Raw genomic sequence first — 24667 nt, 5'->3', positions numbered from 1 at the left:
GCCCTTGAGCGTACGGCCGCTACGGCAGGTTCAGCGGGCATTGAACCGGCTCAAGAACGGAACGGTTCATCGGAACGGTTTTCCGTTCCTTTTATACGCTCGAACGTATAGTAGGTATAAGGGTTGCTGCCTTCGACCGGCCGCTCATACGTCAGCGTATAAAGACTGCGGTCCCATGCCGGGAAATAAATATTGCCCACCGCTTGCCGATGAACGATCGTCAAATACAGCCGGTCGGCGTAAGGCAGGGCGGCTTCATAGATTTGGCCTCCGCCGGCGATTAAGACTTCTTCCTCCTGCCGCGCCAGCCGCAGCGCTTCGTCCAGCGAGCCCGCCGTCAGGCATGGCCCGGACTGCAGGGAGCGGCTGCGCGTTACGATGATCGTGCGCCGGTCCGGCAGCGGCCTGCCGATGGAATCGTACGTTTTCCGGCCCATGATGACGGTTTTGCCGAGCGTAAGCTCCTTAAAGCGTTTCTGTTCCCCGGGGATGTTCCAAGGAATAGTCTCGTCCATACCGATGACGCCATTCTCGGAAACGGCGGCAATTAACGAAATGATCATGAAAGCTTCACCTTTTTTTCAATCTTTTCTTTCATACTACCATACAATAATAACCCGGATGGGGTAAAATGAATAACAATATCGCAGTTTTTACATTAAGGGGTAATGACGATGAAAACAGTCGCGGTGATCGGCGGCGGTATTACCGGTTTGTCTGCCGTATACTATTTGAATCAACTGATGAAAGAACGCAGTCTGGACGTCCAAGTCGTGTTGATCGAAGCCGACAAGCAGCTGGGCGGCAAGATCAGCACGCACTATGAAGGTGAATTTACAATGGAAACCGGGGCCGACTCGATCATCACCCGGAAGCAGAATGTGGCTCCTCTCATCGATGAATTGAATATGCGCGAAGAGGTCGTCTATAACGGAACCGGCAAGTCGTATATTTATATCGACGGCGAATTGAAGCCGATCCCGGACGATACGATGTTCGGCATTCCGCTAAGCCTGGAATCGCTGGCCAAGAGCGATCTCGTGTCCGCCGAAGGCAAAGTCGATGCGCTGAAAGATTTCTATACCAAAAATGAAACGTTCACCAAAAACGATTCCATCGGCTTGTTCCTGGAAAGCTTCCTCGGCAAAGAGCTGGTCGAAAGGCAAATTTCGCCGGTCATATCCGGCGTATATTCGGGCGAGCTGCATGATTTGACGATCGCTTCCACGCTCCCTTATTTGCTGGATTATAAAAATGAGTACGGCAGCATCATCCAAGGACTCTCTGAAAATAGGAGCAAATTTAAAGGCACGGGCGATAAAAAGTTTTTATCGTTTAAACATGGCGTTTCGGCACTGGTGGACGAGATGGAGCGCAAGCTTACCGGCGTGGACGTAATAAAAGGCGTCAAGGCGGAGGCGCTCGTCAAAGAGGGGGACAAGTACCGGATTACGCTTGCCGACGGGCGGCGGATTGAAGCGGACTTCGTCGTCTTGAGCACGCTGCACTCCGCGGCGCAGGCGCTGCTGCAATCGGAGGAGCTGAACGAGGATTTCAGCCGGCTGCGCAACAGCTCGCTGATCAGCGTCTACATCGGGTTTGACATTCCCGATCACGAGCTGCCCAAAGACGGCACCGGCTTTATCGCCGCCAAGAACGGCGATTTGGTTTGCGACGCCTGTACGTGGACGAGCCGCAAGTGGGAGCATACGTCGGCAAACCGCCGGCTGCTCGTCAGGCTGTTCTACAAGAGCTTGAAGCCGATCTATCAAACGTTGAAAAATCTTACCGAAGAGGAACTGCTGAAGGTAGCTCTAAAAGATATCGAAAGCAGCCTCGGTCTTACGTCCGAGCCGGTGACGTACAAGGTGACCAAATGGCATGAAACGATGCCGAATTATCATATTAAGCATAACGAGATCGTGCAGTCGCTGGAACGGAAAATGGAGGCCGGCTATCCGAACGTGCTGCTGGCCGGCTGCTCTTACTACGGCGTCGGCATTCCCGACTGCATTGCGAACGGCCAAAAGACGGCCGAGCTGATCGCCGGACGGCTGTAACTCGTTCCGAATAGGAAGAACCGGGAGATGCTCCCCGGTATAACGTTCCGGCAGCCATAAAGTTAAGGCGTCCTACCGTCGTTTCCGACAGGAGGGACGCCTTTTTTAGATTATGGAGAATAGACTAAACGTCCAGAACGACCATCTGATGGCACTCGAACTTCGGCACCGTGTAACGGACGACGCCGTCCGCCGCTTCAAACGGAAGCTCGGTCATTTGCGGAGCCAAATAAACGCGCCGCACCGGCTTATCCAGCTTCAGCGAAACCGTCGTGTCCAAAATCGGCAGGATGTCTTCAATCACTTCGACGCCCGAGCCGCGCTTGACGGGGGAGGCGTACAGCAGATGATTGACATAACGTCCTTCGGCCTGCTGCTCCATGAGCGTAACGACGCCTTGCGCCGGCAAATCGGTCGTCAGCGTCTTGTCCGGCAGCAGCCGGTTTAAGGCGTAAAGCACGCACTCTTTGAGCGCGAGACTTCCTTTGGTCGCATAATCGGCGAATACGTTCCAGGCGAAATAAATGCCGTTGGCGCTTTCGATCATGCCGGGACCGTTATTGTGCAGCGCGCTCGGCGTATGCTGATGAGAGCAGAAGGTGAATACGTCCCGGTTAAAATAAGGATTCTCGCGGTGGCCGAGAACGGAGCCGCCCTCGGCCAAGCCGACCTGCTGGCCGTCGGCGTAAAAGATGAACGACGCGTTTGCCAGACTAGGGAGCTCGAAATGCGGGCGGAAGTAATCCGGCTTATACGGATTCTCTCCTTCCCAGACGGCGCCGAGGTCTATGGCGAATGCCGTGCCTTCTTCATTAAGCCCTGAACGGCCGGTAGCAAGCACCTTGCCGCCTTGCCGGAAATAACCGTCCAGCTTGGCCCGCAGCTTCGGACCGACGGTAATCTGATCGGGCAGAACGACGACTTTATACGGGGTGAAGTCGCTCTCCGTATCGATCACATCGAACAGCAGTTTGCCTTCGAGCAGCATGCGAACCGCTCCGGCGTCCGAAGCGCCCGACCGGTCTTCGCGTTTCTCCTCTTTATTCGAGGCAGCCGCTTCCACCGAAAGCAGGGCGATGTCCGCTACGCTGCGGGCTCCCGCGCACCATGCTTCCTTCTGCTCGACTTCTCGGTAGGCGGCTCCGATCAGCTCATAGGTGGCCGGGTCCATCAAGCCTTCGGGATGCAGCTGGTCGCCGATGGAGCAGCGGGCGCCGTTGGCGATGCTGAGCGCGGTTTCGTAGCGCAGCGCGTTCGGATGCTTGTAGCCGCCGAACTCGCCCCAGGTCGTATGGAACTTGCCCGTCATTCCGAGAAAATCCATCCCGAGCCCGTGCGCGTAACGCGCCGATAGCGGAAAATGATCGTACCCCCAGCCGCCGGTCGGCAGCGATTCCAGCTCCAAATGCGAGTTCATCCGGGCCAGATCGCGTCTGCCGCGGCGGATATGACCGCCGTTATGAAACACCGGCAGCCCGGGCTTGATGGCGTCTATCGCTTCGCGGACGCGGCGGGCGTAGCTCGCGTAGGTTCGCTCGCCCAGCGCGATGACGGCGTCTTTGTCCCGCGGGTCCTGCCCTTGCTCGCGGAGCATCCGGACGCAGGTATGGCAGTAGCATTGACGGACGCCGACGATATCGAGGAAGATGCCGTCCGCGTCGTAATTGCGCACTACCTCTTCGATCTGTGCGATCAAAATGTCCAAATAAGGCGAGTTGAGGCAAAACTGATGATAGCCCGGCTTCATAAAGCCGTCCACCCAGTTCGTATTGTCATGAATATCGCGGATAAGCCACTCGGGATGTCTCCGGGTCAGCTTCTCGTCGAGTCCGGCAGAAATATAAACGGGCGTTTTGACGCCGATCTCGTGCGCCGCTTCGATCATGGCGCCGAGCAGGTCGAAGCTGAGGCCGGGATGTCTCTCGTTCGCTTCGCTGGGATGATAGGCCCATCCGTGATGACATTTGGAGAAAATCGTAATGGAATCGACGCGGCCTTTTTGCAGCATGTCTTGAAACTGCTGTTTGGAAAATTGCCTGCCGATATGCGGAATAGCTTCCGAAGTATGAAAGTCTAAATGAACTTGACGAAAACGCATGCGGATCGCACTCTCCTTTTTTTATTGTTTAGGAAATGAAGCGCAGCCATATCCTGTGGATATCCGTGGGCTCCCCCGAAAGAAAAGTCTACCCATAGAACGATCCCAGAGGAAGGGTTAGACGCCGATCCAGCTTAGGCTGGATGCGGACGGAATAAGCTTCAGAGCATCACGTCACTACCCTGGAAATTACTCTTGGTACCCCATTTCCATTGTCTGTGGTGCCGCGTAGCGGCATGGATGGCTTTTGGGGGATTTGTTCTTGCTCAAAATGTTGCGCCGGGAAGCATGCCCGGCTTGCTCTTCCCTAACTATAAGCGGAAGGCGGCGGGGCGTCATAGGTGGAGGCACGACCATTTATAGCATAATTTAGACCAAATGCAATTTGTTTTTTGCCGTGCGCTGATATACACTGATGTATCAGAGAAAACGGATTCCGAGCTTGGGGCAGGGAGGAAGCGTATGGATATTTTGCAGCTGGCCATCCCGCCGCTGCCGCAGTTTTTGACGGCGGGGCACAGCGTATGGCGGGAAGGAATGCAGCATTTCGAGCGAACCTTCGAGGTGTACGATCTGATCATTGTCTGCAGCGGAGCGCTGTATATGACGGAGGACGGCATTCCTTACGAAGTGAAGGCGGGAGAGCTGCTGCTGCTTGAGCCGGGGCGGACGCATTACGGTCACAGGCCTTCTGCGGAGGATTCGGAGCTGTATTGGCTGCACTTCCGTCACACAAGACCGCTCGCGAGGCTGACCGAGAAGCATATTCCTTGGTCGACGCTGGTCCGCAGAGGAACGGACAGCGATTTGACCGCGCCGGAGCAATATATGTTCCTGCCCAAGTACGGCGCCGTCGATATAAAGCCGCTTCAGCCGGCGCTGAAGGATATTCTAAGGCTGCGCGACAGCTTGACGCTGGAGCATGCGGTCGATCTGCAGGTGGCGCTGGGACGGCTGCTCGCGCAGCTGCAATCCGGCGTCCGCGAGCAGCGCCGCGCCACCCGATCCTATGCCGTCTCCGAGCAGGTCAAAGCTTATCTGGAGCAGCATATGGCCGAGCCGTTCGAGGCGCGGCTGCTGGCGGAGGAGCTGCATTTTCACTTCGATTATGCGGCCCGCTGCCTGAAGAAGCATACGGGACTTAGCCCGCTGCAGTACCAGCACGCGCTAAGGATGGAGACGGCGAAACGGCTGCTGCTGGACAGCGCGGTTCCGGTGCCGGAAATCGCTTCTCAAGTGGGTTTTGCCGACTACAATTATTTCATCCGGATGTTCAGTAAAACCGTCGGAGTGTCTCCCGGACTGTTCCGGCAATCGGCCAGAGGGTATGTATGATCGGCAGCAATAGCACAATATCGCCTGATCTTGACGATAGCCGTGCGCCGTAGACATTTCGGGGGGAAAAGGAAGAGAAGTTCAAGGCGCGAAGCTTGGATGACGCAGCGCGTTCGGTAATGTGCAGGGTAAGGCGTAAACGGCGATCATTGGCTTTATGCTGCAGGATAGGTATAATAAACGTGAGAATGACAGGATATGGAGCTAGTCATAGAAGCAGTCAGGGGGCGGCCCGATTTGGAAATTCAGAAAATTTCGTCGCGTAAAATATATGAAGTGATCGCCGATCAGATTAAGGAGCAGATTGTGAGCGGCGCGCTGCAGCCGGGGCAGAAGCTGCCTTCGGCCAAGGAGCTGTCCGAGCGTTTCCAGGTGGGAAGGTCCACGGTAAGAGAGGCGCTGAGCGCCCTGAAGGCCATGGGGCTCGTCGAAATCCATCAGGGCGAAGGAAGTTATGTGCGCAGCATCGAAGCGCAGGATGTCGACCTGCCCGTATTCGATTCGCTGCTGATGAGCCGGGAGACGGTCATGGAGCTGATCGAAGCGCGCAAGGCGCTCGAAATCTCGAATGCGGCGTTAGCGGCCGAGAAGCGTAACGATCAGGATATCGCCAAGTTTGAGGCGGTGCTGAGCAAAATGGAAGATTTCCTGGGCAATGAAGAAGAGGGAGAGCGGTCCGACATGATGTTCCATCTGACGCTCGCCCAGGCGACGCATAACTCGATTATGGAACGAATGATCGATTCGATCTCCACTCAGATGCAGGCTGCTATTCGCGAGACGAGACGGCTGCAGATGTATTCCAGCAAGACCGTGTCCAGGCAGCTTCTTAAGGAGCATAGAGCTATCTATGAAGCCATATTGAAGGGAGATCCTGCGGCGGCCCAGGACGCGATGCGCCATCATTTGTTTCATGTCGAGCAGGTGCTTTTGAAGTTTTTGAAAAAATAAGCGGTGAAGCGAGCGAAAGGGCCGTTTGAATCTGGAACAGCGTCAGTGGGCGTCTTTGAATCCGATTTCAGCAGCGAGAAACCTCTATCGACCGCAGGACCCGAAATTAATCACTGCCCTTCTAGAGTGAGCCTCTTTTCCGCCGGATGGAAAGGAGGCTTTTTGTTTGTTTAGGAAATGATGCGCAGCCATATCCTGTGGAAATCCGTGGGCACCCCCGAAAGTAAAGTCTACCCATAGAACGATCCCAGAGGAATGGTTAGACGCCGATCCAGCTTAGGCTGGATGCGGACGGAATAAGCTTCAGAGCATCACGTCACTTTTTGGGGATTTGTTCTCGCTGCCGCTGCGATAGTGATGAACGGGGCACCGCTTTCGGAAGGATTTGCTCGGCGGGTATAAACTGAACTATCCGAGGAATAATACGCCTAACCTGCTTTTATTTTCAAAAAAAAACAGTCGGTGGTTAAGCCATGGATAACAACCAGAGGAGCTTGAATCTTCAGCAGCTTTTTACCTTATTTATGCTCTCATCGGGTCTTATGGATCATGTCATTGTCATGCCTTTTTTGCTTGGGATTTCAGGCCGCAGCGGATGGATTACCGTTGTACTGGTCGGAGTGCTCCTGACTTGCTGGCTGCCGCTCTTAACCTATGTGATAAAGAAAACGAAGATGCAGCCGCTTTTTTTATGGATGAGGCAGAGATACGGCCCGGTGATCTCCGCCTTGTTTCAAATACCCATGGCGGTATATTTATTCGCGCTCGGAACAACAACGCTTGTGGACACGGTAGTGTGGGTCAAGAGCATGTTTCTTCCCGAGACGCCTGTTTGGTTTATCGCATTTTCATTTATGGGCGTTTGCGTATGGGCCACTTACTCGGGTATACGGACGATTGCAAGATGCGGCGTTTTTCTTCTGCCGCTTGTCGTTGTATTCGGCATGTTCGTCAGCGTGGCGAATATACCGCGCAAACATTACGATCACCTGCTTCCGTTGCTGGAAAACGGCATGGGCCCTGTCTTCGAAGGGATGTTTATCGTAGGCGGCGGTCTTATTGAAGTTGTGATGGTGCTGCTGATGCAGCATCATCTGAAAGCTCAGCCGAAGTTTAGCCATATGCTGCTTACTCTCTGGGTGCTTGTCGGGTTAACTTCAGGGCCATTAGTCGGAGCGATTGCGGAATTCGGCCCGGCGGAAGCGGCGCATCTCCGATACCCGGCCTATGAGGAATGGCGGCTGGTCAGAATCGGGCATTACGTCGAGCATGTCGACTTTTTATCGATATTCCAGTGGCTTTCGGGAGGGTTTATCCGGATATCGCTTGCGCTGTTTCTGCTGAAGGATATGCTTCGCAGCCGTTCGCTTCCCGGTCGGGGGTCCATGGCCGTCGTCGCCGGGTTGGGCTGCCTTATGACGATCGCCGTGCTGCTGCCGTTTTCGGATAAAGACTTTGTCGCTTTTCTAAACGATTGGTATTTCACGGGAGCTGTGACGGTCGCCCTCTTGTTCAGCGCGGGGGTTACGCTGCTCGTTTGGTTCAAAAAGCAGGAGAGGAGCGGATCAACTTGAAGAAAGAGGGGATGTATGAAGAGCTAAAGAAGAGCATTCGGGATTGCGAGGATATCGCAACGGAGCAGCTGGAGGCCGGCGGCCACCAAGTAACGATATTTTTCCAGCCGGATATGGTCGATATGAAACGCATGCGCGAATATTTCATGCCGGAGCTGGTCCATTCCTTGTCAGGGGAAGGGAAGTCCTTTTCCCATCTGCTGATCGAGAACGGCGCTTCGCGGATTAGGGACGAAGATACGAACTCGGGCGAGTGCGCATCTCTTATATTCAGCGGCCGTCTGCTGCTCTATTTCGCGCACAGACAGGAGTTCTACAGCATTAATTTCGCCAACAAGCCTCATCGGGAGCCGGAGGAGTCGGCGCTGGAGCCTTCCATCCGCGGGGCGAGGGACGGCTTCGTCGAGGAGCTGGACACGAATATCGCCTTGGTCCGCAAGCGGCTTTCCACCCCGGATTTAAGCGTGAAGTATTACTACTCCTACGGCACCTCCAAGACGAGGCTGGCGCTGCTTTATTTTGCTAACCGGGTTCCACAGGTTTCGCTTTCTCTCATTCGGCAGCGTCTGGAAAATCTCGATCAGACGGTTCTCATCGGCGGCAACGCCAGGCTTGAGGACGTGATCACGGGAAACCGTTATTCCATACTGCCGCTCAGCAATTTTACGGGCAAACCCGATTATGCCGCAGAGCGTCTTGCAAGGGGCAAAATTTTGGTGCTAATGGACGGAATGCCGACCGCGATGATCGCGCCGGTAACCTTGACCGAGCTGTTCATCAGCCCGGAGGATTCGAACTTCAGCTATCACGCGGCTATTGCCAGCCGTATGCTGCGAGTCATTGCCGCTTTTATCACGGTGTTCTCGCCCGGCGTCCTTATTTCGCTGCTGATGTATAACCAGGATCAGATTCCGTTCCAGCTGCTATCGACGATCGGGATCTCGCGGCTCGGGCTGCCGATCTCCGCCTTTTTCGAAATGCTGCTTAGCCTGCTGCTGCTGGATTTGCTGAGAGAGGCGGGGGCCCGCCTGCCGAGAGCGACAGGCTCGACCATTACGGTCGTCGGCGGGATCATTATCGGGGATGCGGCTTTGCGCGCAGGGATCTTGTCTCCGAGCATGACGTTTCTCGCCGCAGTCGCCATCGTATCCGGCTCGACGCTGGTCAACCTGAATCTTCAGAGCACGACGAGGATTATGCGCCTGTTCGTCCTGATTTTGTCGGCGATCTGCGGCATTTACGGGACGATCCTCGGGCTGTTTTATATGCTCGTTTATGCCGTCAACACCGAATCGTTCGGCACGCCCTACTTCACTTACGAGAGATACAGCCGGAAAGACAGTCTGCTGAAATTTATCCGGCTTCCCTTCCGGAAAAACAATATCGATCTGGTCCGTTCGGGCTCCCCGCCGAAAGGAGGCGGAACGTCTTGAGCAAACGAGCGGCCAAACGATTCATCTCGTATCTGCTGGCAGGTTCCGTCCTTTTGGTGCTTGCAGGCTGCTGGGACGCCAAAGAAGTGCAGCGATTGAACTATATTACAGGGCTCGGCGTCGATTATGAAGACAACGATTTTATCGTTTACGCGCAAATGCTCAATTTTGCCTCGATTGCCAAAGTGGAGGAGCAGACGGCCCCGGTGAAAGCTTATGTAGGCAGAGGGAAAGGGGCGACGGTGCTGGCTGCAATGAATGATTTGATAGCGACGGGGCAAGGAAGAATGTTTCTCGGGCATGTCAATTATTTGGTTTTGACGGAAAATGTGTTTAAAAAGCAAATGCTCGAGAAAGTGTTCGATTTCACGAACCGCAACAAAGAGACGCGCTATACCAAATGGTTCTACGGCACGAAGAGCGATCTGTTCGACCTGCTTAACGCCAAAACGTTTTTTGACCGGAGTTCCATCGACAGCTTGCTGGGCAACCCGGAGCCGAACTACGATCAGCTTTCGAACTTGAAGCCGTACTATGTAAATGAGATCGTCGCCAGTATGCTGGAGCCTTCCTCCACGGTCGCCATCCCCTCGATTGAGCTGACGAGCAAGGTATGGAGGGAGCAAAACCGGCCGATGCCCATATTAAAAAAAACGGGAGGGTTCATCTTCAACGGAACGAAGTATGCGGGATGGATGAAAATGAGCGATATTATGCTGGGGCGCTGGCTGCAGGTGGCCTATGAAGCTTCCCCTTTGACGCTGCGGACTGCGGGCCGCTCGATCGCGACCGTCGAGGTGAAAGACGCATCGCACCATATCGAGATTGACGACCGGAACAGCCGTCCGCGCTTTAGAGTGAAGCTGAAGGCCAAAGGGACGCTGATGGAGCTTGCCACGCAAAAGCCGCTGGAGGAGATCGAACGGCTGGCGGAGCAGACGATCCGCAAGGAGATTAAGGAGTATTACGAGAAGGGACTTGACATGGGGGTGGATCTGATTCATTTGGGGCAGACCTATTATATGTTTAACCCCGCCAAATGGAGAGCGCTGAATGTAGACGGGCGGCTGCCGCTGGATCGGGACTCGCTTGAGGATATAGAGGTGCACTTGCTTATCAACCATGCGCAAAAATACAAATCGCCGCAGATGAAAGGGTCGTACAAGCAATAGGACAGGGGTGCAGCTTGCAGAGGCTTCGGCAGCCGGTTCCGGATCAATCATGACGGGCAGAGCAGCCGAATGGGCCGCATTTCCCGCTCTTCCAGTTGTTGTGCGGCCTTTTTTCGTTCTTTTGCGGCAAATGCAAATAAAGCTTTTCAAAAATCAACTTATCTGATAACCTGATAACATACGATCGATAATTTAAGTTAAAGGAAGGGAACCTTATGCGTGTCTCTTTATTTATTACTTGTTTGGCGGACCAGCTGTATCCGGAAGTAGGGGAAAGCGTTGTCAGGCTGCTCCACCGTTACGGCTGCGAAGTGGATTTCCCGGAAGCGCAAGTATGCTGCGGCCAGCCGGCGTTCAACAGCGGTTACCAGGATGAAGCCAGAGAAGTGGCCCGCGGGCTGATCCGCGCCTTCGAGCATAGCGAGTACGTTGTTTCGCCGTCGGGGTCCTGTACGGGGATGATTCATCACTACTATCCGCTGTTGTTCGAGAATGAGCCGGAATGGAAGCGGAAAGCGGAGGAGCTCATTGCCAAAACGTACGAGTTTTCGCAGTTTTTGGTCAATGTGCTGGGAGTGACGGATCTCGGAGCGGTGTTGAAAGCCAAGGCGACTTATCACGCTTCCTGCCATGCGACGCGGTTCCTCGGGGTCAAGGAGGAGCCGGGTCTTCTGATGTCGAACATCAAGGGCCTTGAGGTGATCGATCTGCCGAGGAAGGAAGATTGCTGCGGGTTCGGCGGAACGTTTGCGGTGAAGATGGCGGATATGTCCGAAGCGATGGTATGCGAGAAAGCGGGGCATGTCTGCTCGACGGGCGCGAACATCCTGGTCGGTTCGGATATGGGCTGTCTGATGAATATCGGCGGCCGGCTGAACAAGGATAATCAGCCGATTCGCGTCATGCATATCGCCCAGCTGCTGGAGGAAGGAGTGAAGAACGGTGAATCAGGTCGATGAGAAGCAATTGATCGGCACAGGGCTGAAAAAAAGAACCGAGGAAGCGTTGGCCGACCAGTTTTTACGCAAAGCGGTAGCTTTCACGACGGAGAAGCTGAAATCCGCCAAGCTGCAGGCGGCGGAAGATTTCGGCCATTGGGAAGAATGGCGCGAGCGCGGCAAACAAATCCGCAAGCATGTCATTGAGAATCTGGATTATTATTTGACCCAGTTTACCGATAACGTCGCCAAGGCGGGCGGCCATGTTTATTTCTGTAAAACCGGGGACGAGGCCGTCAAAATTTTCATGGAGCTGGCCGAGGAACGCAGAGCCAAATTGGTAGCTAAAGGAAAGTCGATGGTGTCGGAGGAAATTCATCTGAATCATCATCTGCATGAAAAGGGCATTGAAGCGATCGAAACGGATCTTGGCGAATATATTTTGCAGCTTGCGAAGGAAACGCCTTCGCACTTGATTATTCCTGCGATTCATAAGAATAAGCAGCAAATCGCCGAATTGTTCAACAACGAATCCGGGGAGCAATTCCCGCCGGAGACGAAGGTGCTTGCAGGCTACGCGAGGCAGCGCCTGCGCAATTATTTCCTGGAGGCGGATATCGGCCTGACCGGCTGCAATTTCGGCGTCGCCGAATCGGGCTCGATTACGCTTGTGGAGAACGAAGGCAACGGCCGGATGGTCAGCACGATTCCGAAGACGCATGTCGTGATCATGGGGATGGAGCGGCTCGTGCCGACTTACGAGGATCTGGAAGTCGTCTTGAACCTGCTCGCGCGCAGCGCGACGGGCCAGAAGCTGACGTCGTATACGTCGATGATTACCGGCCCGCGCCGCGAAGGGGAGGCCGACGGACCGGAGGAGCTCCATCTGATCATCTTGGACAACGGGCGCTCGGCGCAGCTCGGCGATCCGGTGTTCCAGGACGTGCTGCATTGCATCCGCTGCGCAGCCTGTATGAATGCGTGCCCCGTGTACCGTCACGTGGGCGGACACACCTACGGCAGCGTATACAGCGGCCCGATCGGGGCCGTGCTGACGCCGCTGCTGCAGCAGGACATGAAGGAAGCGGGCCAGCTGGCCTACGCTTCCAGCTTGTGCGGGGCATGCTACGAGGCATGCCCGGTCAAAATCCCGCTGCACGATATGCTCGTGCAGCTGCGCGCCCGCAAGGTCAAGATGGGGCTGACGCCCCTTGCCGAGCGCGCGGCCTTCAAGTCGTTCCAGACGGCGTTCGGGAACGTGACGTTGTATAAAATGGCGACCAAATCCGCCTATTATTTGCAGAAGCCTTTCATCAGCAAAGGCTATATCAAGAAAGGGCCGGGACCGATGTCCGGCTGGACGCAGTCGCGCTTCTTCCCGATGAAGCCGAAGCAGTCGTTCCGCGAGCGCTGGGAAGCGCTGCAGAAGGAGCTGAAGAACGCTCCGGTGGTAGCGAAGGCCCCGGAAGCGCCAGCGAATAAGGGAGGTAAGCCTCATGAGCACTAAGACCGGACAAATTCACGGCCGCGAGGCCTTTATCGCCAATATTTCGTCGCGGCTCGGCCGCAGAGCGCCTTCGGCCACGCCGCCGGAGCGGCCGTTCATGGGAGCTCCGGACTTCTATAAGCAGATCGAAAAGACGACGGACGAGAAGATCGAGCTGTTCATTCAAAGCTGGACCGCTTTGACGGGAAAAGTGCTTGTGGTGGATGAGAAGGATGCGAAAGAAAGCATCGGCGCCTGGCTGAAAGAGGTCGCAGCCGAGCAAGGGGTAACCCAAGCGTCGCGTTGGGAGCATGCGGGGCTTATCGAGCTCGGCTTGGATGAAGCGCTGGCCGAGGCCGGAGTGACCGTCGTTCCGTGGAAGGAAGGCGACGCGGCGGAGTCGGAGGCTTCTACAGCCGCCGGTTCTGCAGGTTCTGCAGGCGGCGACTCCAACTGGGCGAAGCGCAGCGAGCTGCTGAAACGGACGGAGCGCTGCCAGCTCGGCATCATCTGGCCGGATTACGCTATCGCCAACACGAGCACGCTAGTCCTCCAATGTACGCCGGAGCGGGGCCGCTCGGTCAGTCTGCTGACGGGAATATTGTTCGCGATATTCCGCGCGGACCAGCTCGTATACCGGATGGGCGAGGCATTCGGCGGCATTACGCAGGGCAAGACGGACGGCAGCCAGTATGCTTCGTCTTTAAATCTGATTACGGGACCGAGCCGCAGCGCCGATATCGAGAACGACTTGACGATCGGAATCCACGGACCAGGCAAAGTGTATGCGGTTATCATTAAATAGAAGCTAAATGCGTAACAAAGATAGCAGAGGGCCTTCTCCGAAAGCGGGGAGGGCTCTTTGTCATGCGCCAGGACGGAAACCGATTGTGCGCTTGGCAAGCTGAGCAGCATAGCGGATATGCGGGGGCGGTAATAGGGCAAAAATCCGTTGACAGAAAGATGTACCCGTTGTACGATGAAGGTGTCAAATATACAAAACCATGGTTTTGTATAAAAAACCAAATCGGCGTGATTTTATTATGTTTAAAAGTCCGGTGAAAAAGCAGATAGAGCAAGAGCGATAGGAAGTTGCTTTCGCATGCGCAGTCGGCGTTTTTTACCACATTTTCAGGAGGAGCCATGGAAAAGAAATACTGGGTGCCCGCCTTGGAGAAGGCGGACGTCGTGCTTCAAGCCATTTCCGGGCAGCCTTCCAAGCTGAAGCTTATCGATTTATCCAAGCAGCTCGGCATTAATAAGAGCTCGATGTTTTCCCTGCTCAATACGATGGAAACGCTGGAGTGGGTTGTGCGCGAAGCCGAGGGCACGTATTCCCTTGGATCGAAGCTGGGTTTTATTGGGAACGTTTTTTTCAAGCAATTCAGTTTGATCGACCGCTTCCGCAAGGAAGCCTCCGTAACCAAGCATACGATTCAGGAGACGATTCAGCTCGCCAAGCTGGAGCAGCGGGATGTACTGTATCTTGCCAAAGAGGAGATGCCTTCGCCTGTCAGGCTCGCCTCGGAGCCGGGGATGAAGCTTCCCGCGCACGCGACGGCGCTCGGCAAAGCAATGCTGGCTGCGCTTGATCCGGCCGAGGTTGAGGCGTTATACCCGAATGAGGAGCTGGGCCAGGAGCTAACCTTGCATACCATCAAGTCGCGCCGCGAGTTGATGGAACAGCTGGCGGCCATACGGGATCAAGGTCATGCCTGCGATCTTCAGGAAGCCGTCATGGGTTTCTGCTGTGTGGCCGCCCCGGTGCGGGACGCGCAAGGAAAAGTTATAGCGGCGATCAGCTGTTCGATGTTTCAGCATGAATGGGAGCAGAAGAGGGAGCAGGCAAGCAGGGAGATTTGCGCGCTTGCGGGCAGGTTGTCCCAAGGCAGCTGCCAATAGCGATTAATAATTCCGGAAGGGACGTGAAGCAATTGAGATTGCAGAATAAAGTAACGTTGATTACAGGAGCGGGCTCGGGCATCGGGAAGAGCACGGCTCTGCTTTTCGCCAGCGAAGGAGCGGCCGTTATCGTCAATGATTTGCTCGAAGAAAGAGGGCAAGAAACGGTAGAAGAAATTAAGCAAGCCGGAGGCGAAGCGATTTTTCTGCAAGCCGACGTAACGAATCCCGACTCGGTCAAAGCGATGGTCGATCAGGCGATCGCCGCTTACGGGCGCATTGACGTGCTGTTCAACAACGCGGGTGTCAGCGGAGTCGGAGCCATTCACGAGGTCGAGCCGGACGCATGGGACCGCGTCATTAACATAAACATCCGCGGCGTATACTTGCCTTCCAAGTATGTGCTTCCGCATATGATGGAGCGGCGCAACGGGTCGATCATCAATATGTCCTCTTGTATCGCAGAGATAGGACTAGCCAGACGCGCGTCGTACTCCGCAAGCAAAGGGGCGGTGCTTGCGTTGACGAAGTCCATGCAGGTCGATTATGCGCCATACCAAATCCGCGTGAATGCGCTGCTTCCGGGAACGATTCTGACGCCTTTTGTCGAAGATTATTTGAAAAAATCGTACGACAATCAGGAAGAAGCTTACGCATCGCTCAAATCGCGCCAGCTGAGCGGCGATCTGGGCAGACCCGAGGATGTCGCCAAAGCGGCGTTGTTCCTGGCTTCGGACGAATCGAAGTTCATGATGGGTTCTCCGCTGTACATTGACGGCGGCGTCGTCTTCGGCAAAAACGCCTAAACCGTCCGTTAGGAACTGCCGTTATTGGATCAAATTATCAACCGATAAGGACTCATACTATTATGGAGGGTATGCCATTATGAAACTTCTTACTTTTATCGAGAACGGCCAGCAAAAGCTCGGAGTGAAAACGGAGCAGGGCATCGTACATATCGCCGCGGCTCTGCAAGCCGTTCCCGCCGGGGCGGGACAATCCGTGCCGCAAACGGTGCATGAGGTTATCGACGGAGGCGCGCAGGCGGTAGCGGCATTGCAAGCGTATGTGGATCAGGCTTTGGCGGGAGCGGCCGGACGCACGGCGGCGGCATATCTGCTCGCCGAATCCGATCTGACGCTCGGCCCTTGCGTTACTCATCCGAACAAAATCATTTGCGTCGGGCTCAACTACCGCAAGCATGCCGAGGAAACGAACGCTCCGATTCCGAAGTTTCCGATTCTGTTCAACAAGTTCAACAATACGCTGACCGGTCACGGGGCCGACGTGCCGCTTCCGGTGAAGGTTACGGATCAAGTCGACTACGAAGCCGAGCTGGTTATCGTCATCGGCAAAGAAGCGAAGTACGTCTCCAAGGAGCAGGCGCTGGATCATGTATTCGGCTATTGCAATGTGAACGACTTGTCTGCGCGCGATCTGCAGATGCGCACGCATCAATGGCTGCTCGGCAAAAGCTGCGACGGCTTCAGCCCGCTCGGTCCTTACCTTGTCACAGCGGACGAAGTCGGCAATCCGAACGATCTTGCCGTCCGCTGCATCGTGAACGGAGAGGTTCGCCAAAATTCGAACACGTCCGATATGATTTTCTACTGCGACGAAATCGTCAGCTATATTTCGCAGCATATGACGCTCGTTCCGGGCGATATTATTTTGACCGGAACTCCGGAAGGCGTCGTGCTCGGTCTGCCTGAAGACAAGCGCGTTTATTTAAAAGACGGCGATGTCGTTACGATCGAGATTGAAAAGCTCGGCTCGCTGACTAACAAAATGGTCGCGGAGCAGGTTTAAACGGCGAAGACGCGGCAGACAGACGCGATCGTTCCGGAGAAGCGGCGATCGGAGGAACGATCCGCGCGCTCGCAGCTCGGCGCATTCACTATTCGCTAACGAAGATAGCTTTCCCTACGGAAAGCTCAGCGAATGCTTACGAAGATAGCTTTCCTTACGGAAAGCTCTAGGAGGTCAAAACAATGGCAGCACATCATATCGAAGCAGGAGCCGACGCGCTGGTCATGGACGCCAGAGACCACGTGGCTACGGCCATCAAAGATTTGCAGCAAGGACAGAAGGTAAGCTACCGCAAGCAGGATCAAGTGCATGAGATTGTGCTTGTTGATGCAATCCCTTTCGGCCATAAGCTGGCGATCGAGGATATTCCTCAAGGCACTGATATTCGCAAATACGGCGAGGTGATCGGCCGGACAACAGCGGACATTAAAGCGGGGCAGCACGTTCATATTCATAACGTTGAAGGCATTCGCGGCCGCGGGGATCAGGCGGTCAAAGCATAATATACATTAGAGAGTAAGCGCAATGTTTACGCAAGAAACGTTTTCTTATAACGCTTACGAAGCCAGTTTTCTTGCGAAAACTTTTAGGAGGAGAACATATGAGTCACATGATGGGTTACAGAAGACCGAACGGCGATGTAGGGATTCGCAATCATTTGCTGATTATTCCGACCGTTATTTGCGCCAATCAAGTGTGCAGCCGAATCAACCAAATGGTGCCGGATACGGTAGCGATTCCGCATCAGCACGGATGCAGCCAGATCGGAGCGGACAAAGAACGCACGTTCGAGGTGCTGGCGGGGACAGGGAAAAACCCGAATGTCGGCGGCGTCATCATTATCAGCCTCGGCTGCGAGGTGATCGATCCTCATGAGCTGGCAGAGGCGATCAGACCGACGGGCAAGCTCGTCGAAGTATTCGACATTCAGTCGGTCGGCGGTTCGGTGAAAGCGATTCAGCATGGAACCGAGCTGGCGAAGAAAATGCGCGCTCAGCTCGATGCGATGCAGCCGGAGCCGATTCCTTTCAGCGAGCTGATTATCGGCGTCAAATGCGGCGGTTCGGACGCGACATCAGGCCTTGCCTCCAACCCTGCGCTTGGAGCGGCGGCGGATACGCTGATCCAGCAAGGCGGCGGCGTCGTTATCGGAGAAACGACGGAGATCATCGGGGCGGAGCATGTGCTTGCTTCCCGCTGCGCGACACCGGAGACGGAGAAGCAGTTATACCATATCGTCGAGCGTTTCGAGAAGGAAGTCGAGCGGATGGGCGCGGATATGCGAGGCGGCAATCCGAGTCCGGGCAATATTGCCGGCGGACTTACGACGATCGAGGAGAAATCTTTGGGCTGTATCAGCAAATGCGGCAATGCGCCGATCAAGGGTATCGTCGAATATGCGGAGCAGCTGCCTAAGCACGGACTGTACTTCATGGATTCCCCGGGAAATGATATCGAATGCGTATCCGGAATGGCCGCCGGCGGAGCTCATCTCGTCTGCTTCACGACCGGCCGCGGGACGCCAACCGGCTCCGCAGTCATTCCTGTTATCAAAATTACCGGAAATAAACGGATGTTCGAGCGGATGAGCGATAATATGGATATCGACGTCAGCGATATGCTGGAAGGGACTTTGAGCCTCGAAGACGCGGGCAATCAAATCTGGGAAGAGATCAAAGCGGTTGCGAGCGGCAAGCTGACGAAAGCGGAAGTGCTCGGCCATACCGAGTTCAGTATTAACCGGATCGGGCCTAGCTTATAATCTATCCGGATGCGTCACATGACTGCGCTGAGCAGTCCATAAGGTTGTATTCACGCGAAAGGGGATTCGTGAAGATGGCAAGATTAAAAGATAAGGTAGCTCTGGTTACAGGCGGCAGTCGGGGAATCGGCGAAGCGATTGCGATTCGTCTCGCGGAAGAAGGCGCGCACGTAGCCGTTAACTATACGTCGGACCGTTCGCGCGCATTGGCTGAGAAAGTCAAAGAGCAGATCGAGGCGCTGGGCAGCAAAGCGATCGTCGTGCAAGCCGATGTGGGCAACAAGGCTCAAGTGGAAGCGATGTTCAAGCAAGTGGAGGAGCAGCTGGGAGACGTTGAAATTTTGGTGAACAACGCGGGGATCGCTCCGTTCGAACCGTTTATGAAAGTAACGGAAGAAACATGGGACCGCACGTACGCTACGAATGTAAAGTCGATTTTCTTAAGCTCTCAGCTGGCTGCGAAGAAAATGATCGAGAAGCGCTACGGCAAAATCGTCAATGTCCTCTCTACGGCAAGCCTTGTCGTAACAAGTCCGGTCATCCCGCATTACCAGTCGTCTAAAGCCGCCGCGAACATGCTGACCAAAGGCATGGCTATCGAGCTGGGCAAATATAACATTAACGTCAATGCGGTAGGCCCGAGTACGGTCGACACCGATATGTGTACCGATTTCTTGGCCGATCCGGAAATTCGCGCCAAAGAGATCGAAGCGAATCCGATGAAACGTCTTGGAACGGCCCGCCAAATCGGCGACGCCGTCGTATTTCTGGCTTCGGATGAGGCTATGCAGATCAACGGCCATTTGCTGATGGTTGACGGCGGCTTGACAGTCAAAGCGGCTCAGCCTGAAGATCATATGGAGCATTAATAAAAATAATCGCAGGCTCAAGCTTCTCGGGATTTAATCCGAGGGGCTTTTTTTCGCTTACAGGGGCAGCTTCCAAATCAGGTCATTCCAACGTTATTATTAGCCGTACTTTGTACTTCTTTATTATACCGTCTTGAAAATGATATAATAAACAAGAAAGGAATGGAGTTGATTTTGCGATGCAAGACATGCTTGATCCCCGTGTGGATATTATTTTTAAACGCATATTTGGCAGTGAGCATAACAAGGATGTGCTGCTGGCATTTTTGAACAGTACGTTTCGGGATGCCGGCGAGCCCCCGTTAACGGAGATTATCCTGCTGAATCCATATACGGAGCCAGACAGCCCCGATGATAAACAATCGATTATGGATATCAAGGCCCGTACTGCACAAGGGGAGCTTTTGAACATTGAGATGCAGTTATTCAATCCATACCATATGGAGAAGCGAACTTTATTCTACTGGTCTGAGATGTACTACCATCAGATTCCGAAGGGCAGCAATTACACGAAGCTGAAAAAGTGCGTCACGATCAATATTCTGAATTATTCCAGCCTGCCGAATGACCGTTACCACAGCGTATTCCATTTGCGAGAGGATCACACAGGGATTCCGCTTTTGGACGATATCGAGATTCATGTGATAGAGCTTACGAAGCTGGATCAACAATTCGTTCCGCTGGACAGAGGTGGTCTGGTCAATTGGCTGATGTTCCTGAAGGGTGCGGACAAATCCAACTGGGAGGTGTTGACGATGAATGAGCCGATGTTGAAAAAGGCGATGGATACATTGGAATTTTTGAGTCAGGATGCGGCGGCAAGGATGGCTTACGACGCCCGTATGAAGGCGCTTAGCGATGAAAAATCGCGGATTGAAGGGGCTTTGGAGGAAGGGCTGGCTATTGGAATAGAAAAAGGCATAGAAAAAGGCATAGAAAGAGGCAAAGCGGAAACGGCGCTCAAGCTTTTGGAGCTGGGAATCGATATTCAAACCATAGCCAAGGCGACGGGAATGTCGACAGAAGAGATCAGCACGCTCGGCTCTCTTAAATAAATGAAATATAACAAGACAGCCGCGCTGCAGGAGCCGGCTGTTTTTTGCGATATTGACGGAAAGGGATTGCAGCCCAAAAGCGGGACCAAAGAGGGAACGGTGGAGGAAAGGGCGAAATTTTACCCTCAACTCCCGCCTTATGTACCAACGCAAGTCTCGAATCAAATGCGCCGTAGGTATAAAGTACGGAAGTGATGTTAGGTTTTATCAGGAAAAGGGACATATTGTTAATAAATCAAACGGAGAAATCGACAATATTCGCTAAATTGCGACATAAATTCTAATAATCTCCTAATAATTGTCTTATACTTTTTAAAACTTTATCTCCTATAGTAGAACTATGATCAGCAACGATTCGTCAAAGGCAAAACGCAGCAGCCGTTAAAGATGCCGACCTTCATTGCCGAAAGTTTAGGAGGTGGTTTGTATGAAAGACATCCAATTGCTTCACAAAGGTAAGGTGTACCAGGGCCAAGTCGGTTACGATCAGCATGGGCTCATGGAGGTTACGCTCCGGGAGGATCATGCTCTCATCAACGGAGAGATGGTGCTGTGCTTCGATAAAAGCAGCCGTCAATCGATGAGAATACTGAATCATTCCCAATCCAAGGTGCTCCTGGCTCCTGTCGATTCGGAATTGTTCCAAATAAAAGCAAGGCCGGAGTGTAAAGTCGAAGCCTGGTTAAATGAAGATAAGCCGGCGGTCAGCCCTTTTAGGCTGAACACATTTGCAACCATTAGCGAGGACTTCAAGACGACGGCCGTACGTATTACCGATGTGAGCCGGTACGGCCTCGGATTTGAGGTCGATGATTTTTCCATCCGGATGCATTATGTTTACGACAGCATGTTGATTTGCGACGATGAGTGCATTCATCCGAAGCTTATTGTTCGCTACGCGCATATTATGGAACGTACGATTCGTTACGGCGCGGAGATTCACGGCATTTCTCCCGAAGATTTGAACAAATTCCGCTATTACATCGCGATGGAGCAGTTCAAGCATCTGATGCTTGTATAAAATGGATTGTAAAAGGAGCGTGATTATCCATACGCGCGGCATACTACCCAGGCTGTTAAAAAATCAAGGGACTCGGCGGAGCTCTTGGTTTTTTGTGCGGCTGCGGGTCGCAGCCGATGACATGCGGCGAAGCAAAAAAATAGAGGGCGAAGAGGTGGCTCTGCTCTTTCCCCGCCCTGCTGCAGCTCCATTTTCAGAGAGTGTGAATCGCTATAATCGATGTGATGGCAATATGAACAGTATTCCCCGTTCCGGACGCTACATTGTTTAAAACGACCGCGCCGTTTTGGCATCCCCCATAGTTGCCGATATGAGAAACGCCGAAGGAATCAACTTGAATCAAGGTGCCTAAGCCGATTTGGGATAAAACGGATAGTATGGCGTACATATTCTCACCTCCCCTGCTTTCTTTAATATAGAATATGCAAAACTATCAATATTTCCTGTGCTCCGATAGTAGACGCAATACTATTTTTAAAAACGGATTTCTCCATAGAACCGCAGCTAGCACAAGAATCCTTCACGTATGAATGGGACAAGCTAAGAATAGGGAAATTGGCAAGAAGCGGCATTTTCCTATACGAGCAGAGGATGTGAGAAGAATGAGCGAGCGTAAAGAACAAGATGAGCGTTCGGCCCGCAATCGGCCCGATCTCGCCGACGTTGACCCCGGAGTAACCGCCGGAGCTATAGGCGGAGGCGTGGTAGGGGCGGTCGTAGGTTCCGTATTAGGGCCTGCCGGTGCGGTGGCGGGCGGTATTATCGGCGCTGCGGTAGGCAATCAAGCCGGTGAAGGCGCAGCAGATAACGAAGATGCCGGAAATCATAATGATGCGGGGGAGCGAGCCGATTAACCGCTCGGGGCCGTTTGGTATCGAGGCGAATCAGACCGCCGGTATCCCGGTTCTTTGCTAAAAAGGAAACCATAGCTGCGCACAGCGTGTTGCGGCATGGTTTCTTTTGCCGTCAGACCGTTCAAAAAAATCCGCGGTTCGCAGATAAGTAGGTATTTACTTCCTTGAGAGGATAGTTTAAAATATACGTAATAACATAATTACGTAAATACGTATTTTTGTGATTATGTTCGTTTCGTAGTTCCTAAGCGTTTATTGAATCTATGAAGGGAGTGTGGTTCTCCAGATGAACCGGGATTATGGTGCGGAGTTGGATGCGCTGAAAGCGCAAATGGCGGAGCTTGAAAGGCTTGTGCGAAGCATGGCCGGTGCGGAAGTGAAGTCTGCCGAGGCCGGAACAGCCGATAACCGGCAGAAGGAGCTGCTGGTGCAAGGGGGAGGCGGGGAAGCTGGCGCCATGTATTTCTCCGGCTACTACCGCAGCGGGGAGCAGACGGTGCGCTGCGAACCGCAGGAGAAAGCCTCGCGAGAATTGCTGGGGCTTAATAGGGGCAAGGCGGCCAAGGTGCTGGCTGCGCTCGGCCATAAGCAGAGGCTCGATCTGCTGCTGGAGCTATGGGATGAGGCTTTGACCGGCGCGGAGCTGGTAGAACGGCTGAATATGGGAACGACCGGGCAATTATACCATCATTTGAAGGCTTTGACCGGTGCGGATCTGCTTGTGCAGGAAGAACGGGGAGGCCGCTATACGATCCCGTCTCACCGCCGCTTTTCTATTTTGCTGCTGTTGTCCGCTATGTCGGATTTAATCGATACCAGCGATTATATCGCTATGACCGAAGCGCGCGACGAAGCGCACAGCTATTTGGGTGCATCCAGCAAGGAAGGGTACGATCTCCATCAGCTTCTGTGGGCGGTCGTCAACAATTCGCTTGAAGAGCATGAGGCAGGCTACTGCAGCGAGGTCGGCATCTATTTACATGACGACGGCAGCGCGACCGTTGCGGATAACGGCCGGGGCATTCCGACTCGGTTGCTGCCGCAAACCGGTCAGCCTACGGTGCAGTCTATTTTGACGAAGATGGATATGTTCAGTCATTCCGCATCTTCGTTCGTAGCGCCCGGCGCGGAGAAAGGGATCGGCATCGCGGTTGTCAATGCGCTGTCGCATTCGTTGAGCGTGGAAATCCGCCGGGATGGGGGGATCTACCGGCAAGAATACCGGCACGGCATTCCGAGATCGGGGCTTATGACGGTCGGCGAGACGAATGATACCGGTACGAGCGTGACGTTTAAGCCCGAGCAGGAGCTGTTCGCCGGACGGTTCGATAAAGCGAAGATCGAAGCGCGTGCCGCAGAGCTGAGAGAGGCTTATCCCGGGCTGCGGATTCGCATTCAATAACTTCTTTCCGTTACAAGGTCATATGGGGCAGCCGTACCGAGAGCGTCCTGGAACGCGAGGATAGTTGAGTTGTTTCGCACTCGGACGGCCGCCTGTCTGGCCGGGGCCGCTCGCACGGAGGAGAACGGCTGAGGCTGTGAATTACGGCGGGGATGCGTTAAATAAATAAGGAGGCCGGATAATGATTTACATAGCGTTGTTGCGAGGAATTAACGTCGGCGGCAAAAATAAGGTTAAAATGGCCGACTTGCGAACGATTTTGGAAGAGATGGGTCTAGGTCGGGTTCAAACTTATATTCAAAGCGGCAATGTTTTGTTTGAAGCCGATGAGGAAGAGGGGCCGCTGCGCCAGCGGCTGGAGCGCGAGCTGGAGGCGAGGCTCGGGTTCGCCGTCGCCGTCGTGGTAAGAACGCTGGATGAGTGGAAAAAGGTTGCCGCCGGGTGCCCGTTCTCGGATGAGGAAATTGCCGAAGCGGAGGCGGCGTCCGATGCGGAGAGTCTGTATGTTGCATTTTTGCCTGAAGCGCCTTTGCCTGAAAAGGCAGAACGGCTGAGCGAATACAGGACCGACAACGATAAGTACCGCATCGACGGCCGCGACGTTTACCTTCTGTTCCGCTACAGCGTACGCGATTCCAAGCTGGCGATAAACCTGCACAAGCTGGACGTTCCGGTTACCGTGCGCAATTGGAAGACGGTCAATAAACTGCTGGCTTTAGGAACGGCGATGGCATAACGAGCGAGCGGATCGAACGTGCGCATCAATGATAATGGCGCTTAAGATCATCTTGAGGGGGCTAAACTGTCGTTATCGACGCGTTCGACCGCGAGGCTGTCCTCGCGGCGGCAGAGGAAATACGGCCGGTCGCCGCCGTATCCGACATGGCGGAGCGGGTTTGCGCAAAGCTTGAAATGATGCGGGCCATTTTTTGGAGAGCCTCTCGGG

General features: G+C 54.0%; 22 protein-coding genes. 20 read left to right on the top strand and 2 right to left on the bottom strand.

Translation table 11 applies throughout. From position 1 onward, the window contains the following. Positions 1 to 50: 50 nt before the first annotated feature. Positions 51 to 563, bottom strand: coding sequence for a dihydrofolate reductase (locus tag SK3146_RS12010; RefSeq protein WP_249865303.1), 513 nt, complete (start codon positions 561 to 563; stop codon positions 51 to 53). 111 nt (positions 564 to 674) lie between these two features. Here SK3146_RS12010 and SK3146_RS12005 point away from each other — a divergent pair, with 111 nt between their 5' ends. After that, complete coding sequence (locus tag SK3146_RS12005; RefSeq protein ID WP_249865302.1) at positions 675 to 2060, top strand: protoporphyrinogen oxidase; 1386 nt, start codon at positions 675 to 677, stop codon at positions 2058 to 2060. Between the two features lie 124 nt (positions 2061 to 2184). On the opposite strand, the gene SK3146_RS12000 is transcribed toward SK3146_RS12005, so the two are convergent. Beyond that, positions 2185 to 4158, bottom strand: coding sequence for an alpha-amylase family protein (locus tag SK3146_RS12000; protein ID WP_249865301.1), 1974 nt, complete (start codon positions 4156 to 4158; stop codon positions 2185 to 2187). Between the two features lie 462 nt (positions 4159 to 4620). Between SK3146_RS12000 and SK3146_RS11995 the strand changes: the two genes are divergently transcribed. From SK3146_RS11995 to SK3146_RS11905, 19 genes are all read left to right on the top strand, one after another. Beyond that, on the top strand, positions 4621 to 5493 hold the full coding sequence (locus SK3146_RS11995; RefSeq protein ID WP_249865300.1) for an AraC family transcriptional regulator: 873 nt from the start codon (positions 4621 to 4623) through the stop codon (positions 5491 to 5493). Positions 5494 to 5730: 237 nt separating this feature from the next. Then, complete coding sequence (locus SK3146_RS11990; protein WP_249865299.1) at positions 5731 to 6444, top strand: FadR/GntR family transcriptional regulator; 714 nt, start codon at positions 5731 to 5733, stop codon at positions 6442 to 6444. 473 nt (positions 6445 to 6917) lie between these two features. Then, complete coding sequence (locus SK3146_RS11985; RefSeq protein WP_249865298.1) at positions 6918 to 8018, top strand: GerAB/ArcD/ProY family transporter; 1101 nt, start codon at positions 6918 to 6920, stop codon at positions 8016 to 8018. Continuing rightward, positions 7982 to 9451: a spore germination protein gene (locus tag SK3146_RS11980; protein ID WP_249865297.1), complete on the top strand. Its 1470-nt coding sequence runs from the start codon at positions 7982 to 7984 to the stop codon at positions 9449 to 9451. Before SK3146_RS11985 ends, SK3146_RS11980 begins: the two co-directional genes overlap by 37 nt. Then, a complete protein-coding gene (locus SK3146_RS11975; protein ID WP_249865296.1) occupies positions 9448 to 10623 on the top strand; it encodes a Ger(x)C family spore germination protein in 1176 nt (391 codons plus the stop codon). Before SK3146_RS11980 ends, SK3146_RS11975 begins: the two co-directional genes overlap by 4 nt. Before the next feature lie 215 nt (positions 10624 to 10838). Continuing rightward, positions 10839 to 11582 (top strand): (Fe-S)-binding protein, encoded by a 744-nt coding sequence (locus SK3146_RS11970; protein WP_249865295.1) that lies wholly within the window; start codon positions 10839 to 10841, stop codon positions 11580 to 11582. Then, the gene (locus tag SK3146_RS11965; RefSeq protein WP_249865294.1) at positions 11566 to 13068 is read left to right on the top strand and encodes a LutB/LldF family L-lactate oxidation iron-sulfur protein; all 1503 of its coding nucleotides are present in this window, start codon (positions 11566 to 11568) and stop codon (positions 13066 to 13068) included. Before SK3146_RS11970 ends, SK3146_RS11965 begins: the two co-directional genes overlap by 17 nt. Continuing rightward, entirely contained in the window at positions 13058 to 13852 is a 795-nt protein-coding gene (locus SK3146_RS11960) for a LutC/YkgG family protein (RefSeq protein ID WP_249865293.1), read from the top strand. The genes SK3146_RS11965 and SK3146_RS11960 overlap by 11 nt, the downstream gene beginning before the upstream one ends. 338 nt (positions 13853 to 14190) lie before the next feature. Beyond that, positions 14191 to 14949, top strand: a complete 759-nt coding sequence (locus SK3146_RS11955) for an IclR family transcriptional regulator (RefSeq protein ID WP_249865292.1) — start codon at positions 14191 to 14193, stop codon at positions 14947 to 14949. A 32-nt stretch (positions 14950 to 14981) separates the two neighbouring features. Continuing rightward, positions 14982 to 15755 carry an SDR family NAD(P)-dependent oxidoreductase gene (locus SK3146_RS11950; RefSeq protein WP_249865291.1) on the top strand — a complete coding sequence of 258 codons (774 nt, stop codon included), beginning with the start codon at positions 14982 to 14984 and terminating at the stop codon, positions 15753 to 15755. A gap of 79 nt (positions 15756 to 15834) precedes the next feature. Then, the gene (locus SK3146_RS11945; protein WP_249865290.1) at positions 15835 to 16758 is read left to right on the top strand and encodes a fumarylacetoacetate hydrolase family protein; all 924 of its coding nucleotides are present in this window, start codon (positions 15835 to 15837) and stop codon (positions 16756 to 16758) included. A gap of 182 nt (positions 16759 to 16940) precedes the next feature. Continuing rightward, on the top strand, positions 16941 to 17261 hold the full coding sequence (locus SK3146_RS11940) for a UxaA family hydrolase (RefSeq protein ID WP_249865289.1): 321 nt from the start codon (positions 16941 to 16943) through the stop codon (positions 17259 to 17261). Between the two features lie 98 nt (positions 17262 to 17359). Next, the gene (locus tag SK3146_RS11935; protein ID WP_249865288.1) at positions 17360 to 18520 is read left to right on the top strand and encodes a UxaA family hydrolase; all 1161 of its coding nucleotides are present in this window, start codon (positions 17360 to 17362) and stop codon (positions 18518 to 18520) included. 74 nt (positions 18521 to 18594) lie between these two features. Then, positions 18595 to 19389, top strand: a complete 795-nt coding sequence (locus tag SK3146_RS11930) for an SDR family NAD(P)-dependent oxidoreductase (RefSeq protein WP_249865287.1) — start codon at positions 18595 to 18597, stop codon at positions 19387 to 19389. Positions 19390 to 19568: 179 nt separating this feature from the next. Further along, a complete protein-coding gene (locus SK3146_RS11925; protein WP_249865286.1) occupies positions 19569 to 20444 on the top strand; it encodes an Rpn family recombination-promoting nuclease/putative transposase in 876 nt (291 codons plus the stop codon). Between the two features lie 427 nt (positions 20445 to 20871). After that, entirely contained in the window at positions 20872 to 21465 is a 594-nt protein-coding gene (locus SK3146_RS11920; RefSeq protein ID WP_249865285.1) for a hypothetical protein, read from the top strand. A 602-nt stretch (positions 21466 to 22067) separates the two neighbouring features. Then, positions 22068 to 22319: a hypothetical protein gene (locus SK3146_RS11915; protein WP_249865284.1), complete on the top strand. Its 252-nt coding sequence runs from the start codon at positions 22068 to 22070 to the stop codon at positions 22317 to 22319. A 286-nt stretch (positions 22320 to 22605) separates the two neighbouring features. Continuing rightward, on the top strand, positions 22606 to 23721 hold the full coding sequence (locus SK3146_RS11910) for an ATP-binding protein (protein ID WP_249865283.1): 1116 nt from the start codon (positions 22606 to 22608) through the stop codon (positions 23719 to 23721). A gap of 181 nt (positions 23722 to 23902) precedes the next feature. After that, the gene (locus SK3146_RS11905; protein WP_349655203.1) at positions 23903 to 24457 is read left to right on the top strand and encodes a DUF1697 domain-containing protein; all 555 of its coding nucleotides are present in this window, start codon (positions 23903 to 23905) and stop codon (positions 24455 to 24457) included. Positions 24458 to 24667: the final 210 nt, after the last annotated feature.

Origin of the sequence: Paenibacillus konkukensis (genome assembly GCF_023523925.1) — a bacterium.
Lineage (GTDB): Bacteria > Bacillota > Bacilli > Paenibacillales > NBRC-103111 > Paenibacillus_S > Paenibacillus_S doosanensis.
Note: the sequence above shows the minus strand (reverse complement) of the source record. Positions and strands in the feature narration are given on the sequence as shown.

What these genes read in the sequence shown, in the direction of transcription:
- SK3146_RS12010 (WP_249865303.1), bottom strand. Translation starts at nt 563, where the DNA reads ATGATCATTTCGTTAATTGCCGCCGTTTCCGAGAATGGCGTCATCGGT.
- SK3146_RS12005 (WP_249865302.1), top strand. Translation starts at nt 675, where the DNA reads ATGAAAACAGTCGCGGTGATCGGCGGCGGTATTACCGGTTTGTCTGCC.
- SK3146_RS12000 (WP_249865301.1), bottom strand. Translation starts at nt 4,158, where the DNA reads ATGCGTTTTCGTCAAGTTCATTTAGACTTTCATACTTCGGAAGCTATT.
- SK3146_RS11995 (WP_249865300.1), top strand. Translation starts at nt 4,621, where the DNA reads ATGGATATTTTGCAGCTGGCCATCCCGCCGCTGCCGCAGTTTTTGACG.
- SK3146_RS11985 (WP_249865298.1), top strand. Translation starts at nt 6,918, where the DNA reads ATGGATAACAACCAGAGGAGCTTGAATCTTCAGCAGCTTTTTACCTTA.
- SK3146_RS11970 (WP_249865295.1), top strand. Translation starts at nt 10,839, where the DNA reads ATGCGTGTCTCTTTATTTATTACTTGTTTGGCGGACCAGCTGTATCCG.
- SK3146_RS11960 (WP_249865293.1), top strand. Translation starts at nt 13,058, where the DNA reads ATGAGCACTAAGACCGGACAAATTCACGGCCGCGAGGCCTTTATCGCC.
- SK3146_RS11955 (WP_249865292.1), top strand. Translation starts at nt 14,191, where the DNA reads ATGGAAAAGAAATACTGGGTGCCCGCCTTGGAGAAGGCGGACGTCGTG.
- SK3146_RS11945 (WP_249865290.1), top strand. Translation starts at nt 15,835, where the DNA reads ATGAAACTTCTTACTTTTATCGAGAACGGCCAGCAAAAGCTCGGAGTG.
- SK3146_RS11940 (WP_249865289.1), top strand. Translation starts at nt 16,941, where the DNA reads ATGGCAGCACATCATATCGAAGCAGGAGCCGACGCGCTGGTCATGGAC.
- SK3146_RS11935 (WP_249865288.1), top strand. Translation starts at nt 17,360, where the DNA reads ATGAGTCACATGATGGGTTACAGAAGACCGAACGGCGATGTAGGGATT.
- SK3146_RS11930 (WP_249865287.1), top strand. Translation starts at nt 18,595, where the DNA reads ATGGCAAGATTAAAAGATAAGGTAGCTCTGGTTACAGGCGGCAGTCGG.
- SK3146_RS11925 (WP_249865286.1), top strand. Translation starts at nt 19,569, where the DNA reads ATGCAAGACATGCTTGATCCCCGTGTGGATATTATTTTTAAACGCATA.
- SK3146_RS11920 (WP_249865285.1), top strand. Translation starts at nt 20,872, where the DNA reads ATGAAAGACATCCAATTGCTTCACAAAGGTAAGGTGTACCAGGGCCAA.
- SK3146_RS11915 (WP_249865284.1), top strand. Translation starts at nt 22,068, where the DNA reads ATGAGCGAGCGTAAAGAACAAGATGAGCGTTCGGCCCGCAATCGGCCC.
- SK3146_RS11910 (WP_249865283.1), top strand. Translation starts at nt 22,606, where the DNA reads ATGAACCGGGATTATGGTGCGGAGTTGGATGCGCTGAAAGCGCAAATG.
- SK3146_RS11905 (WP_349655203.1), top strand. Translation starts at nt 23,903, where the DNA reads ATGATTTACATAGCGTTGTTGCGAGGAATTAACGTCGGCGGCAAAAAT.